The organism is Chitinophaga sedimenti (assembly GCF_023156195.1).
Classification (GTDB): Bacteria; Bacteroidota; Bacteroidia; order Chitinophagales; family Chitinophagaceae; genus Chitinophaga; species Chitinophaga sedimenti.
Genome location: NZ_JAKUKA010000001.1, coordinates 2949953 through 2962917, shown reverse-complemented (window position 1 = coordinate 2962917; position 12965 = coordinate 2949953). Strand labels below are relative to the sequence as shown.

Sequence of the window (12965 nt, the reverse complement as noted above, 5' to 3'; positions counted from 1 at the left end):
TTTTTAGAAGGATGCCGCCGCCTGTTTCTCAACACGGCGGCGTCTTTATTTTTGGAGAACATCGTACATTCGGTTTTAAACAAAAATGCCATGGCAGCAGACCTGATCGCTGAAAAAGAATCGCCGCCGAAGCAGCGGCCGCACTGGTAAAAGACGGACAAATCGTGGGACTCGGTACCGGATCCACCGCGGAGTTTGCGGTAAAAGCCATTGCCGCACGTGTGCAGGCGGGGTTGAAGATACAGGGTATCCCTACTTCTGACAGTACCGCAAAAATGGCGACAGCACTGGGTATCTCTTTAATTGATATTAACTCGGTTGATACGATCGATATCACGATCGATGGGGCAGATGAATTTACGTCCCGCCTGGAGCTGATTAAAGGTGGCGGTGGCGCACTGCTGAAGGAAAAGATCGTGGCTTCCAAAACCGCGCAGGAGATCATTATTGCGGATTCTTCCAAGCATGTGGAGCTGCTGGGACAATTTAAGCTCCCGGTAGAAGTGATTCCCTTCGCATCGCGATACGTACTGCAGCAGGTCGCCAGACTCGGTGGCAACGGCGTTATCCGTCAGCACAAAGGCGAAACGTTTATTACCGAAGAAGGTAATGTGATCGTGGATGTGGATTTTAAGCAGATCACGGATCCGAAGGGCTTATCCGAAGCGCTGAATGGCATCGTGGGCGTGGTGGAACACGGCCTGTTCGTGGGATTGGCCCAACAGGTGATGATGGGGCAGGGAACGGAGGTGAAGGTCTTTCGCTAACGGACAGGTGTTGTACCGAAACCGGACAGTTAGAGCGGATATAGCTTTATAAGTACTTGATAAGCAATGCGCTTAACAATGGCATCTGCTTTGGTGCCGGAATGTGTCCAATTCTGTTAATATGCTGCTCAACTACATCAAAATAGGCTGGAGAAATCTATTTAAAAGCCGGTTTTACTCGGCGCTGAATATCGCCGGTCTGGCTTTTGGTCTCACTTTTACCATGCTCGTGATGGCTTATGTCTGGAACGAATTCAGCGTAAACCGCGATATTAATGATATTGAGCACCAGTATATCATCCAGAGTAAATGGAAATCGCCCAATATGGGATTTGACCTGGCTACCTTGGGCGCCCTGCCCAAGGTGCTGAAAGAACAATACCCGTCACTGGTAAAGAACTTTTACCGTTGGGACGGTGTTACCATTTCTGTATCGAAAGGAGAAAAGTCCTTTCGCGAAGGATTGCAGATCGGCGACAGCTCCTTCCTGCATATGTATGGCTTTGATGTGCTGGACGGCAGCCGGCAACCCTCGGAAGATCCGTTCAGCGTGATCATTACTGATAAGGCGGCGCAAAAGTATTTCGGTAAAACACAGGTAGCCGGACAAACTCTCTCCATAGAAAACTTTGCAGGCGTACGCCGCGACTTCCTCATTACCACCGTGATCCGCAAGCCGTTTAACAACATGGTGGCCAATCTTGCCAAAGATGTGAGTAACGATTTTTTCATGCCCATTGAATCCGGTAAATACTTTGGCCGCGATATCGAGAGCTGGAACAACCCTTATATAGCGGGCTTTTTGCAGTTGCAGCCCGGTGTAAAACCGGAGCAGCTGGACCGACCCATCGCCGGGCTGATTAAAGCGAATGCCTCGCCGGAAATAGCCGCCAATCTTACCCCGCAACTCGTGCAACTGGACGACTTTTACTTCAGCCGCGATAATGGCCTGGTGCGGCGCATGTTATATACGCTATCGGGCATCGGCTTGTTCATCCTGCTCATGGCGATCGTGAATTTTGTGAACATGTCAGTAAGCCGCGCGGCGTCCCGGTTAAAAGAGATCGGCGTTCGGAAGGCACTGGGCGGCGTGAAGCAGCAACTCATCCTGCAGTTCCTGGTGGAATCCACTATACTAGTATCGCTGTCTGCCTTATTGGCTATTTGCATGTACCCGCTTGCCCGGCCTGTTGTAAACACTGCATTGGACAACCCTTTGCCGGGCATAACCGATTTTCCTTTGTGGTTTATTGCTTTCCCGGTATTGTTAATATTGTTGACAGGATTCGCTGCAGGCATGTACCCGGCCTTCGTGTTGTCTTCCTTCAGGTCGGTAGATTCCTTAAAAGGGAAGATGCGCACGGTACGGGAGGGTTACTGGATGCGGAAGTCGCTGGTGGGCTTCCAGTTCTTTACCGCAGCCGTAGTATTGATCGGTGCTTTCATAGTTACGCGGCAGGTACAAATGTTCTTCGGCAACACCTTAGGATACGATAAATCATTTATGCTCTCCGCACAGGTGCCACGCAACTGGACGGCAGAAGGCGTCGTGAAAATGGGGGCATCCGCGACCAGCTGGCGCAACTGCCGCAGGTGAAGTCGGTATCGCTGTCGTTCGAAGTGCCGGACGGCAATAACGGTAACAATATGTCGCTCCTCCGTCCCGGCGGCGACGCCAACGACGTGATATCCAGCTATATGCTGATCGCGGACGAAGGATACGCCCGCACTTACGAAGTGCCGATGGTGCAGGGACGTTTCTTTGCAGCAGCCGGAGGACAGATAGATAGCATGGGCGTGGTGATTAACGAAACGTTGGCGAAAGCGATGGGCTGGCAGCCGCAGGATGCCGTGGGCAGACAGGTACGCACGCAACAGGACAATAAGGTCTTTAACGTGGTGGGAGTGATGAAAGACTTTCACTTCGGTTCCATGCAACGGGCTATTCAGCCCATCGTATTTTTGCATGTGAGCCAGATGCCGATCTACCGCTACCTCTCCATCCGTTTGCATCCGGGAAATATGCCCGCTTCGGTAGCCGCTGTAAAACAGAAATGGGCGCAGCTGATGCCGGGTGCACCATTTGAATATAAGTTCATGGACGAAACACTGGCGAAAGTGTATACGACGGAGCTGCAATTAAAACAGGCAGCTTACATTGCAACGGGACTGGCTTTGCTGATCGCATTGCTGGGTATACTGGGCGTTGTATCGCTCAATGTGCACAAACGCGCCAAGGAAATAGGTATCCGGAAAGTATTGGGTGCTTCCGTGGCGGGGATCGTATCGCTTTTTGTAAAAGATATGTTGGGCGTGCTGCTCGTAGCCGTGCTGCTGGCCTGTCCGGCAGCGTTTTTCCTGATGCGGCACTGGTTGCAGGATTATGTATACCATGTGCCCATTACCGCAACGCCTTTTGTGATCACTACCGCTGCACTGGCGCTGCTGACAGTGGCGCTTATCGTGGCGCAAACGATCCGCACGGCGCAAATGAACCCGGTGAAGAGTCTGCGTACCGAATAAATCCCGCTTGTTTACAGGAGGCAGCGCCTGTGATATTCACTTTATAGTTTAACACTGACAAAGAGAAGCAACCCTGAACGAGCACGGTACGATTTAGTTTTAAGCTGATTTTAAGCTACCTGCCCGAACCATTACAATAGTGTTGTTGTTGTATTCGCATAACAATAAGGTAACTATGAAAACAGGTATCGGCATCAGCGACAAAAATAGCCAGGCGGTCGCTTTGATCCTTAACAAACTGCTGGCAGACGAACATATTTTGTATGTAAAAACACGCAACTACCATTGGAACATCGAAGGCCGCAACTTTATTGAGTTGCATAAGTTTTACGAAACATTATATACTGAAATGGCCGAAACGATTGACGAGGTGGCGGAACGTATCCGCAAGATCGGCCACTTTGCGGAAGGCCGGCTGAAAGACTTTATCAAACTGGCCAGCCTGGAGGAAGGGGAGTACACCACTAAACAGGAGGAACAGCTGCAAAACCTGCTCGACGATCACGAGGCCATTTGCCGCAGCATTCGCGAGCATCTGCCTGAAGTTGAAGACAAATATAAGGATGCCGGCACTACCGACTTCTTAACCGGGGTGCTGAAACAACATGAGAAATGGGCCTGGATGGTACGCGCGTACCTGCACTAGGTAAACATAAAAAGCCGCAACCTTATTCGTTGCGGCTTTTTAATGTCTTTATTCCTGCAACACCGACAGAATATTTCCCGCCGGATCTTCGAACCAGGCAATTTGCGGCCCGCCGTTGTTGCGGGAAATGCCCTTCTCATCCGTTTTCATATTGCCCTCATATTGAAGAAACTCAATACCTTTTGCGCGTAACTGGTCTACCGCCTCGTCTATATTCTGTACCGGGAAATTCAGCACGGTATACGTGGCCGGCTCGTGGTTATCTTTCTGATATAAGAGGACGGGAATGCCGCCCTCGATCTGAAGTTGCAGTACGGGCATCTCACTTTCTTCTTTTACGTTAATGCCCAGCTTATCCTGGTAAAATGTTTTGGCCGCTTTTAAGTCGTTGACCGAAAAGCCGCTAAATGCTTTGGTGTGTGCGAACATGGCTTACGTTTTTTATGATGTATCCAAATTTACGGCCATTTCGCAGTAGCGACGGTGGTACTTTCCGTCAATCTGGGGGTGGGATGCGACAATTGCCAACAGATTTATTAATTTAAAGGCATCCACAAAACGTCATGTATGAAAAAATTGCCCCTTTTATTGCTCTGCTTTACACTTGCATTACCCGCATTTTCCCAGCGATTTAACGGTCTCGACATGAACCTTGGCAACCTCTACCGCCTGTCTAATGCGCAAACACGGTCGATCAGCCCTGAAAATATTACCGGCGAAAAGGGCAAGGGCGGCATGGCTGTGCCTTCTAAAGATGCGCCTGCCAATACGGCCAATGCCTCCCTCGCGGCGCGCGACCTGGGGCAGGGCTGGAAGGTAAACCCGTTCGTGATCATTAAACCGGGTCAAACCTTTACGATGGCAGAAATTACCGGATCAGGTGCTATACAGCACATCTGGATGACGCCCACCGGTGTGTGGCGTTATTCCATTTTGCGCATTTATTGGGATGATGAAAAAGAACCTTCGGTAGAATGTCCCGTGGGCGACTTTTTCGGCATGGGCTTTAACGAGTACGCACCGCTGAATTCCTTACCGGTAACGGTGAATCCCGGCAGTGCTTTCAACTGTTACTGGCAGATGCCTTTCCGGAAAAAGTGCCGCATCACGATGGAGAATATCAACACCGAACAAATGACGCTGTATTACCAGGTAGACTATACCCTTACCGATGTGCCGGACGATGCCGCTTACTTCCACGCACAGTTTCGCCAGGCGCGGCCCGATACTGCGTCTGATTATGTACTGGTCGATAATATCCGCGGCAAAGGTCAGTACGTAGGCACTTATATGGCCATAGGCGTGAATAACAATGGCTGGTGGGGAGAAGGTGAAATAAAGTTCTTTATGGACGGGGATACGAAGTTCCCGACCATTTGCGGCACGGGTACAGAAGATTACTTCTGCGGCTCCTACAATTTTGACCGTGGCGGCAAGTATACAGAGTTCTGCACACCTTACGCCGGTTTGCACCAGGTGCTGCGTCCGGATGGCACGTATAAGGCCAGGCAGCGCTTTGGCATGTACCGCTGGCACATCATGGACCCTATACGATTCGATAAGGACCTGAGAGTGACGATACAGGACCTGGGCTGGCGCTCCGGTGGCCGTTACCTGAAGCAACAATCCGATATTTCATCGGTTGTGTTCTGGTATCAGTCCGAACCGCACACCACCTTTCCTAAACTGCCTGTCCGCGACGCCCTCGAAGTGCTATAAGATTTTTGCTCCCGGGTGAAATGGCAGGGACCCCGATTTGGCGTTACGGGCACTGTCGTGCACAATGATGCCTGTTAGCAAACTATCTGCATTCACTTCAAAAGAAATACCCTGTCCGGTCCCAAATATCGTGTAGGTATAACCGTGGCTGCCAAACGAAGCTTCGGCTTCCAGCCTGTAGTGTTGGCGAATATCCTCGATGCTTTTACCGGTGTGGATGCCCTCGGCAGTGGTATATGCCGGAGAAGTAACACGGATCATTCGGATGCGGGCAGTTTCGTCAACCCCCATTTTACGTTCTGAATATACAGCGGTGAGATCATCGCCACGTTTACTGGCAGGATACCAAACAATTACAGCTTTGCCCATAGCGGCATCGCTGCTGTCTGGTTTGCCGAGTAACTTAATGGCATTGGCGGCATCTTCGTTCAGGCTGAGCATACCGGCGGATTCGCCTGGTACAATCAGCGTTTCGGCGGTCATTTCCGGACGACTTACGATGGGGGTGTCTGGCTCACTCAACTCCCGGATTGACTTTTCACGAGGTTGGCAACCTGCCAGCGCTACGGCTGCAAGTAAAATATGGCTTCGGTTTTTCATTGCTTAGACGGTAAATCGCCTGCAAGATAACAAAATATGAGTCAGGAGGTTGCAACATAAACAAACAGTTTGCGTGGAGTTTTTGTTATTTTAGTGTTGCCTTTCTCTATTTAGCAGCTGAACGATCAAGTCCTTTAATAAGCCTGTTTGCATGTCGGAGCGAAGAATCAGATACCTGTTGGAAAAACGCCTGTCTGGCGCACTCAGTGCTTCCGAGCAGGATGAACTGCACGACCTGCTGAACGATCCCGATCAACACGGACCGGGTTACGAACTGGAGCCCTGGCAGCCTATAACAACAGTAACGCCTGCACGGCGCCCGGTTGCGTATACGTTGTTGTTAACATTGGCAGGACTACTAACAGTAGGGATGCTGGTATTTAACGTGTGGTTGTTCTTTTACATGTATGAGCGGGCTAATAGTTTTCATGAATCCGTCGTAAAACACCCTCAAACAGATACAACTGATCGTCACTGATGGCCTTTTTCTTTAGCGGCGGAATTCTGTGTACATTACCTCATTATCCTCATTTTTCTTTTTAAACAGGAAAACGGAGTCGTTGAGCGTTACTATATCCCAGTTTTCGCCGGCATAATTAAATGTTTTACAGTCGGCCGAAAGATACCAGGGAAAAGGTCCTCCGTCTACATCCCCACAGCCGTTGTTTTCACCGAGCATGCGCATATAAAATGTGCTGTCTTTGCGAAACTCATACTCATCGTCGACCATACAGTGTGCTATGGCATTTTCAATGCCTTCGGCTGCTTCAATATCGTAGTTCAATACGCCATCATTGTTATAATCATATCCGGCGAAAACAATGTTCCAGTTTCGGTTGTAGATGAGAGCTACTTTCTTGTCATAAGCTGTTAGTTTCTTTCCGTCATCTTTTTTGCAGGCTGTTACAATTGTGATAACAGTAACCAGCAGTACGCCGGCATAGGTAAGGGTATTTTTCATGTTGACAGGTGGGTTTTTTTAACGAGACAAAGCAAGTGCTTTTACCCGGTATTTTAACTGATATGTTAGTTGTATGATAAGAATAATTAATATTGAAGCCTGCGGAGCGTTGCTTTCTTTCTACAGGCGCCGCGGTATAAAAGCAGCGTCTTCCGGCAGAAGTTTTCTGTAGCGGCACTCACCCGTATTGGCCCGGTTTTTATTCTTTTAATTATAATAGGTTGATATCACTTCCCGTGAATACTGCACTAAAGGTTTAGGGGTATAAATACAGAGGTAGAAAAATGGCTGCTGCTCAATGAGTAGCGGCCATTTTTTATTTTCTTCAGATTTCCTGTCACGTTTTCTTCCCGGTGCCTGTCATTATTCCGTAAACCAATTAAAAACGGAACATTATGACAACGAGAATTTCTTTTCAGCAAGCAAACAAAGGCTATATGGACGGCCTCCTGAAAACGGCAGGTTACCTGAAACAGTCTACCATAGATGCTGCGCTGCTGGAGTTGCTGCACTACCGCGTATCGCAGATCAACGGTTGTGCATATTGCCCGGATATGGCGCATAAAGATGCAACCGCACACGGCGAAACAGCAGGCCGCCTGTACGGACTCGCCGCCTGGCGCGAATTTCCCTGGTACAGTGAAAAAGAACGCGCTGCACTGGCCTACGCCGAGGCCATTACCCGCGCTGAAGAAATCGACGATGCCTTATACGCGGGCCTTCAGCAGTTTTTTTCAGTGGCGGAAATCGCCGACCTTGCATTGTACGTGAGTATGACCAATCTCTGGAACCGTTTGAACAAAACCTTTCGTACCGAAGCAGGCACGTATCAGCCCGGTGCATATAAAACCGCATCATGAAACAATACCAACAGGAGTTATTCCCCTACGCTTACAACATCCTGGGCTCCGCTGAAGACGCAAAAGACGCCATACAGGATGTTTTAGGCAGATACCTTTCCTCTGACCGTGCCGGCATTGAAAATGAGAAGGCTTACCTGGTAAAGTCCGTGATCAATCAGAGCATCAACCTGAAAAATAAAAGAAAAGTGCTGAGCACCGGGGAAGTATGGCTGCCCGAACCCGTGGCCACGGAGCAGGCGGACAGCGCCCTGCACTCGAAGGACATCATTTCCTATTCCATGCTGGTATTGCTGGAGCAGCTGAACCCGAAGGAGCGCGCCGTTTTTCATCCTGAAAGAAGCCTTTTCTTACGCACACGAAGAGATTGCCGAAGTACTCGGCTTCACGGTAGAACAGTCGCGCAAATTGCTCAGCCGGGGTAAAGCCAAACTGGAGCGATCGCGCCAGCCGCGTATACCCGCGAGCCGCGATGAGGGCTTTCTGCTAATCGAAAAGTATGTACAGGCAATCCGTAGCGGCGATGCCGGCAGACTGGAAGCCCTGTTGTCGGCCGACATTGCCTTCTACGCAGATGGCGGCCCGGGTATTCAGCTGGTTATGCGTCATTGCGAGGGCGCCGAACGTGTGGCGGGGCTCCTGCAATACGTATTCAAAACTTTCCAGTCCAAATATGTGGAGCGGCATGCGGTAATCAACCATCAACCGGCCTTGCTGTATTACCTGGACGGGGAGCTCAAGGTTTGCCAGGTACTCGAAATTGTGGATGGAAGGGTGGCGCAGATACTAACCGTACTGGACCCGGAGAAATTGAAAATGGTGATAAAATAGTATACTACCTGGTTGGATGGTTCCGTGATGGTTCAGTGATGGTCCAGCGTAGGTTCCGTGGCGGTCACAGCCTGCCGGAAAGATGCCCCTGGAAAGTACCAAAGGTGCTTTTTGGGGGCATTTTCAATAGTATATTACCCTTTCTTAGGTTGATGTTAAATTACCCCCTTTTGTTTATGCAATCGAACGCCTATGTAATTATCATTGAATTAATCCCGGAAATTTGCCATATTGGAGTGCTGATCCGTTGGCGCGGGATATTGGCAAACACGTTATGAACAGCGCCGCTGTGGTCTTTTCATGAACAAAATAAAAAAGCATATGTCTTCAAGAAGAAATTTTCTATTGCAATCCGCCCTGGGCGTGGCCGCTACCGCAGTAGCACCCCTCGCGTCCGTAGCCGCGGCGCCGGCGAAAAAAGGTGGTGAAAAAACACCCGTAAACATTGGTATGGCGGGTTATACTTTCGCTAAGTTCGACCTGGACCAGGCCATCGCTATGATGAAAAGGGTGGGTATCAAACATATTTCCGTAAAAGATATCCATCTGCCCCTGAATGCTTCCGACGAAAAGATTGCCGAGGTGAAGGGAAAATTTGCTGCTGCCGGCATTAACGTGTATGCGGTAGGGGTGATTTATATGAAATCGGAGAGGCAGGTAGACGAAGCATTTGCCTATGCGAAACGGGTAGGCGTGCCAATGATCGTGGGGGTACCGAATCCGGAGTTGCTGGATTACACCGAGAAGAAAGTAAAAGAATACAATATCAAAATAGCGATTCATAACCATGGCCCGGAGGATAAACTGTATCCTGGTCCGGCCAATGTAATCGGCCTGTTAAAGAATCGCGATGCGCGTATGGGCCTGTGCATCGACATCGGCCACGCCATGAGGGCGGGAGAGGAGCCAGGGAAAGCGATCCGAGAGTACAAAGACAAGATCTTCGACCTGCATATCAAAGATGTAACGGTAGGTTCCAAAGATGGCAAAGCGACGGAAATTGGTCGTGGTGTGATCGACTTCCCGGGACTGATCAAGTCACTCGAAAAGATAAAATACCGGGGCATCTGCGCCATCGAATATGAGAAAGACATGGGTGATCCGTTGCCCGGCATTGCAGAATCCGCGGGCTATTTCCGTGGTGTGGTCGGTACGGTCATGGCATGATAAAATAATGAGGGCATTCTGTATGGGATGCCCTTTTTTTTATTCAGTAGGCGATGAAGAAAATAACAGATCATCAGCTGCAGAAAAATAAATCAGCACAAAAATTTGGAAATAATATCAAACTATTTACCTTTGCACTCCCTGACACAAAGGAATGATGCCCAGATGGCGAAATTGGTAGACGCACTGTGTTCAGGTCGCAGCGCCGGCAACGGTGTGCTGGTTCGAATCCAGTTCTGGGCACACTAGCGGAAAGGTTGGAGAAATCTCCAACCTTTTCCTTTTTAGACCCGTCCAAATCCTTACCAGTCCTGCTTATCAACTCAAGCAACACATTCGGCTCCGTGGTTCGAACTTTTTTTTCCTGAAAAATTAACGTTCCCGGAAAGATAGAACTGATGATCCTCTTTTTATCTTCTGATGAGGCGTTATTAAAGCGCACGGCAATGTTTGCAAGTATGTCCCCGCCTGCCCTCAAAAACTCCTCTGTGATTTTCGGCTTTTGTAAAAGCGCATTCTTTCGCTCCGCAAGTATCTCCTGTTCTCGCAACAAATCCAATTTGATCTGGCTATACTCCGCCATCGATAACTCGCCATCCAATAAGATGCTACGGGCGTTTTGAAGGCGAATGCCAATTTTGAGTATATCACCATCAATTGCAGATAGCTCGTTTTTGTCATTAACCTGGCCTTTCTCCAGATTCTTATACACCATAGCCGCATACGCGCGCAGTACGTCCGAATTGACGGCTATCCCTTGGAGCAATTTCACGAACGCCTCATTGGCGTCCGATGCCCGGAAACGTTCCTTGCACTTCCGCGCCGGAGCGCAATGGTAATAGTAATAAATCCCTCCATTTCCTTTTGAGCCACTCCCTGTAAGCGGCTGGCCGCATTGACTGCAAACAAGAAAGCCACGCAAGGGAAGACTTTCCGTGATATGGTAATTTGCGTCAACCCTGATTTTGCGGCGCCTCCCCTGTAATACATCCTGCACCTCATTGAAAAGATGTTCCGTAATAAGGGGCTGATGGATGCCGCTCACGCAATGTGCTGGTTCGGTTTTATAAGCAGCCACGAATACTTTGCCGCAGTAAATAGGATTGCGCAACATGCTCCAGAATTGGCTCTTTTGCACTTTCAATCCTCGCTGGCGAGCCATGCGCCATAACGCCTGTATGTCGAAAAGCTCCTGGACATTTCTTCAAAACACCACTTAATCGTTGCGGCATCTTTATTCGGAATAAGCAGCGGTTTATTAGCAGCATCCCTGCCATTAAAATAACCACGGGGCGCGATACCGAGATACCGGCCTTCCTTCTTTGCCCGGCGCATGCCGTGGAGAGTATTCAGTGCCCGCCGGTCGTTCTCGACCTCCGGTGCTGTAAGGTAGATGGCCAGCATGATTTTGCTTTCCGGAATCTCCATGTCCAATGGCTGCTCTATGGCCTGAACTTCGACGCCCAGCTTTTTTAGCACGCCTATCATCCGATAGGCTTCCGCGAAATTTCGGGAAAACCTATCCCATTTCGTAATCAGCAGCAGATCAACGGTGCCGCGGTTCTTTTTGACGATGGAGAGAATGTTGTTAAACTCTGGCCGGTCAAAGGTTTTAGCGGAGTAATCCTCGTGGAAAACGTCTCTCACAAGAATGTTTTCTCTTAAACAATACTTTTGCAGGGCGTCTTCCTGGTGCGCGGGGCTGTAGCCGTCGGCCTGGTCATCGGTACTTACCCTGGGGTAAAGAAAAGCGGCCCGCTGCTTAATGCAGGAGCCGCTGGTGTTTACAATAGGCATAGGTCTGTTCATATTTTTTGTTTTAGTAAAAGAGTGATGAGGTTCAAGGCTTCCAGCATTTTTTCATTCGCCTTCCGTTGCACTGTAAGCACAACGCGGAGTTCCGACAACGCATCAGCATTTAAAGCAGGATCCGCCGGGCGTTCTTTATCCGCCGCCCCTATTATCAAATCGGTTTTTGCATCGAACCTCAAAATGACACAAATATCAATTTCCAGGACGGCCGCGATTTCCGCGAGCCTGGTTACTGGCAAGTTTTTTACCTGGTTGCGCTCGATATTACCATAGGCGGTGACGCTCATGCCCAGCTGTTTGGCCATATGGTCCTGAGAAAAATCCTTTAATTCACGCAGCCTTTTTATGCTTTTGCCGACATTCATATTTAGTCGTGTTACAATGATCGCTGCGACTGCTCAGGAAGATCCCGGCATCCAACTGCGACAAACTTTCGAGGAAAGTATGTATCATTAATAGCTCTTCGTCGGTATAACCATAACGTGCAGCGTTATAGGCTACTCGAAGTGCGGTAAAGCTGGGAGTGGCGCTTCCTTTTTCGTCTTGCATATCTACTTTTTCTCAATATAGCCACTCCCGCAAACGGCATTTCCCACTTTTGCAGATAACTGCTGCACATTGTCAAACATTGCCTGTTTGTGCTTTACCCACGCTACTAACGCATGTTTTTTTACCGCTTCGGGATAAATATTTAGTCGATCCATTTCAGCATAAATCTGTGTTAGCTCACTGGCCGAGGAAAAGAGGTCTTGCCATGAGTAGACCAGTATTATGTCGATGTTTACAGTGCTTTCCTGCACAAAACCGAGTAACCGGCTAAAGCCTGGTCGTCCCATCGTGGCTCCGCGACATTGATCTGCGAAGTACCGCACCGCCGTTAAACCTCTCTTTTTGCAATATTGCCGAATATCATATCGTCGTTTCCAGGCGCGAACAAGCGAAAAACGCTTGTTATCCGCCTGAGAGTCGGGTGCGCCAACAATGTATACAACAGCATTACAGGTATACATAAACAAGGATTTAACAAGGTTGGGCGAAGATGGCGGCCGAAGAAGAATCAACGGCCGCATATTCCACCA

General features: G+C 49.2%; 17 protein-coding genes, 1 tRNA gene and 1 pseudogene. 11 read left to right on the top strand and 8 right to left on the bottom strand.

What is annotated here, in order from left to right; genetic code table 11:
• Positions 1 to 119: 119 nt before the first annotated feature.
• The 4 genes from rpiA (at position 120) to MKQ70_RS16775 (ending at position 3936) form a co-directional block, all read left to right on the top strand.
• A complete protein-coding gene (gene rpiA / locus MKQ70_RS16790; RefSeq protein WP_308199481.1) occupies positions 120 to 767 on the top strand; it encodes a ribose-5-phosphate isomerase RpiA in 648 nt (215 codons plus the stop codon).
• 121 nt (positions 768 to 888) lie between these two features.
• A complete protein-coding gene (locus tag MKQ70_RS16785) occupies positions 889 to 2364 on the top strand; it encodes an ABC transporter permease (protein ID WP_248072657.1) in 1476 nt (491 codons plus the stop codon).
• Complete coding sequence (locus MKQ70_RS16780) at positions 2361 to 3290, top strand: FtsX-like permease family protein (RefSeq protein WP_248072655.1); 930 nt, start codon at positions 2361 to 2363, stop codon at positions 3288 to 3290. Before MKQ70_RS16785 ends, MKQ70_RS16780 begins: the two co-directional genes overlap by 4 nt.
• A gap of 175 nt (positions 3291 to 3465) precedes the next feature.
• Positions 3466 to 3936 carry a Dps family protein gene (locus MKQ70_RS16775; protein ID WP_248072653.1) on the top strand — a complete coding sequence of 157 codons (471 nt, stop codon included), beginning with the start codon at positions 3466 to 3468 and terminating at the stop codon, positions 3934 to 3936.
• Positions 3937 to 3984: 48 nt separating this feature from the next.
• Here MKQ70_RS16775 and MKQ70_RS16770 read toward each other — a convergent pair whose 3' ends face one another.
• Positions 3985 to 4365, bottom strand: a complete 381-nt coding sequence (locus MKQ70_RS16770; RefSeq protein WP_248072651.1) for a VOC family protein — start codon at positions 4363 to 4365, stop codon at positions 3985 to 3987.
• A 138-nt stretch (positions 4366 to 4503) separates the two neighbouring features.
• On the opposite strand from MKQ70_RS16770, the gene MKQ70_RS16765 reads away from it, so the two are divergent.
• On the top strand, positions 4504 to 5655 hold the full coding sequence (locus tag MKQ70_RS16765) for a glycoside hydrolase family 172 protein (RefSeq protein ID WP_248072649.1): 1152 nt from the start codon (positions 4504 to 4506) through the stop codon (positions 5653 to 5655).
• On the opposite strand, the gene MKQ70_RS16760 is transcribed toward MKQ70_RS16765, so the two are convergent.
• A complete protein-coding gene (locus MKQ70_RS16760) occupies positions 5650 to 6255 on the bottom strand; it encodes a hypothetical protein (protein WP_248072648.1) in 606 nt (201 codons plus the stop codon). The genes MKQ70_RS16765 and MKQ70_RS16760 overlap by 6 nt on opposite strands.
• 151 nt (positions 6256 to 6406) lie before the next feature.
• Here MKQ70_RS16760 and MKQ70_RS16755 point away from each other — a divergent pair, with 151 nt between their 5' ends.
• Positions 6407 to 6733 carry a hypothetical protein gene (locus MKQ70_RS16755; protein ID WP_248072647.1) on the top strand — a complete coding sequence of 109 codons (327 nt, stop codon included), beginning with the start codon at positions 6407 to 6409 and terminating at the stop codon, positions 6731 to 6733.
• A 12-nt stretch (positions 6734 to 6745) separates the two neighbouring features.
• Here the strand turns inward: MKQ70_RS16755 and MKQ70_RS16750 are convergent, their stop codons facing one another.
• On the bottom strand, positions 6746 to 7216 hold the full coding sequence (locus tag MKQ70_RS16750) for a hypothetical protein (protein ID WP_248072646.1): 471 nt from the start codon (positions 7214 to 7216) through the stop codon (positions 6746 to 6748).
• 395 nt (positions 7217 to 7611) lie between these two features.
• Here MKQ70_RS16750 and MKQ70_RS16745 point away from each other — a divergent pair, with 395 nt between their 5' ends.
• The 5 genes from MKQ70_RS16745 (at position 7612) to MKQ70_RS16725 (ending at position 10317) form a co-directional block, all read left to right on the top strand.
• Positions 7612 to 8076 carry a carboxymuconolactone decarboxylase family protein gene (locus tag MKQ70_RS16745; protein WP_248072645.1) on the top strand — a complete coding sequence of 155 codons (465 nt, stop codon included), beginning with the start codon at positions 7612 to 7614 and terminating at the stop codon, positions 8074 to 8076.
• Positions 8073 to 8501, top strand: a complete 429-nt coding sequence (locus tag MKQ70_RS16740; RefSeq protein ID WP_248072644.1) for a sigma factor — start codon at positions 8073 to 8075, stop codon at positions 8499 to 8501. The genes MKQ70_RS16745 and MKQ70_RS16740 overlap by 4 nt, the downstream gene beginning before the upstream one ends.
• On the top strand, positions 8485 to 8907 hold the full coding sequence (locus MKQ70_RS16735; protein ID WP_248072643.1) for a sigma-70 family RNA polymerase sigma factor family protein: 423 nt from the start codon (positions 8485 to 8487) through the stop codon (positions 8905 to 8907). Before MKQ70_RS16740 ends, MKQ70_RS16735 begins: the two co-directional genes overlap by 17 nt.
• A gap of 321 nt (positions 8908 to 9228) precedes the next feature.
• The gene (locus MKQ70_RS16730) at positions 9229 to 10074 is read left to right on the top strand and encodes a sugar phosphate isomerase/epimerase family protein (protein WP_248072642.1); all 846 of its coding nucleotides are present in this window, start codon (positions 9229 to 9231) and stop codon (positions 10072 to 10074) included.
• Positions 10075 to 10233: 159 nt separating this feature from the next.
• A tRNA-Leu gene (locus MKQ70_RS16725) sits at positions 10234 to 10317 on the top strand.
• 577 nt (positions 10318 to 10894) lie between these two features.
• Here MKQ70_RS16725 and MKQ70_RS16720 read toward each other — a convergent pair.
• The 5 genes and pseudogenes from MKQ70_RS16720 to MKQ70_RS16700 form a co-directional block, all read right to left on the bottom strand.
• Positions 10895 to 11188: pseudogene (locus MKQ70_RS16720) on the bottom strand (recombinase zinc beta ribbon domain-containing protein); the annotation flags it as partial.
• Positions 11189 to 11214: 26 nt separating this feature from the next.
• Positions 11215 to 11883 carry a recombinase family protein gene (locus MKQ70_RS16715; protein WP_248072640.1) on the bottom strand — a complete coding sequence of 223 codons (669 nt, stop codon included), beginning with the start codon at positions 11881 to 11883 and terminating at the stop codon, positions 11215 to 11217.
• Positions 11880 to 12251, bottom strand: coding sequence for a helix-turn-helix domain-containing protein (locus MKQ70_RS16710; RefSeq protein WP_248072638.1), 372 nt, complete (start codon positions 12249 to 12251; stop codon positions 11880 to 11882). Before MKQ70_RS16710 ends, MKQ70_RS16715 begins: the two co-directional genes overlap by 4 nt.
• Positions 12217 to 12435, bottom strand: coding sequence for a hypothetical protein (locus MKQ70_RS16705; protein ID WP_248072636.1), 219 nt, complete (start codon positions 12433 to 12435; stop codon positions 12217 to 12219). The genes MKQ70_RS16710 and MKQ70_RS16705 overlap by 35 nt, the downstream gene beginning before the upstream one ends.
• 2 nt (positions 12436 to 12437) lie before the next feature.
• A complete protein-coding gene (locus MKQ70_RS16700; RefSeq protein ID WP_248081423.1) occupies positions 12438 to 12896 on the bottom strand; it encodes a recombinase family protein in 459 nt (152 codons plus the stop codon).
• Positions 12897 to 12965: the final 69 nt, after the last annotated feature.

Excerpts from the sequence above, each read along its gene's own strand:
- MKQ70_RS16785 (WP_248072657.1), top strand. The coding sequence starts at position 889 with ATGCTGCTCAACTACATCAAAATAGGCTGGAGAAATCTATTTAAAAGC.
- MKQ70_RS16775 (WP_248072653.1), top strand. The coding sequence starts at position 3,466 with ATGAAAACAGGTATCGGCATCAGCGACAAAAATAGCCAGGCGGTCGCT.
- MKQ70_RS16770 (WP_248072651.1), bottom strand. The coding sequence starts at position 4,365 with ATGTTCGCACACACCAAAGCATTTAGCGGCTTTTCGGTCAACGACTTA.
- MKQ70_RS16765 (WP_248072649.1), top strand. The coding sequence starts at position 4,504 with ATGAAAAAATTGCCCCTTTTATTGCTCTGCTTTACACTTGCATTACCC.
- MKQ70_RS16760 (WP_248072648.1), bottom strand. The coding sequence starts at position 6,255 with ATGAAAAACCGAAGCCATATTTTACTTGCAGCCGTAGCGCTGGCAGGT.
- MKQ70_RS16755 (WP_248072647.1), top strand. The coding sequence starts at position 6,407 with ATGTCGGAGCGAAGAATCAGATACCTGTTGGAAAAACGCCTGTCTGGC.
- MKQ70_RS16750 (WP_248072646.1), bottom strand. The coding sequence starts at position 7,216 with ATGAAAAATACCCTTACCTATGCCGGCGTACTGCTGGTTACTGTTATC.
- MKQ70_RS16745 (WP_248072645.1), top strand. The coding sequence starts at position 7,612 with ATGACAACGAGAATTTCTTTTCAGCAAGCAAACAAAGGCTATATGGAC.
- MKQ70_RS16740 (WP_248072644.1), top strand. The coding sequence starts at position 8,073 with ATGAAACAATACCAACAGGAGTTATTCCCCTACGCTTACAACATCCTG.
- MKQ70_RS16730 (WP_248072642.1), top strand. The coding sequence starts at position 9,229 with ATGTCTTCAAGAAGAAATTTTCTATTGCAATCCGCCCTGGGCGTGGCC.
- MKQ70_RS16715 (WP_248072640.1), bottom strand. The coding sequence starts at position 11,883 with ATGAACAGACCTATGCCTATTGTAAACACCAGCGGCTCCTGCATTAAG.
- MKQ70_RS16710 (WP_248072638.1), bottom strand. The coding sequence starts at position 12,251 with ATGAATGTCGGCAAAAGCATAAAAAGGCTGCGTGAATTAAAGGATTTT.
- MKQ70_RS16705 (WP_248072636.1), bottom strand. The coding sequence starts at position 12,435 with ATGCAAGACGAAAAAGGAAGCGCCACTCCCAGCTTTACCGCACTTCGA.
- MKQ70_RS16700 (WP_248081423.1), bottom strand. The coding sequence starts at position 12,896 with ATGTATACCTGTAATGCTGTTGTATACATTGTTGGCGCACCCGACTCT.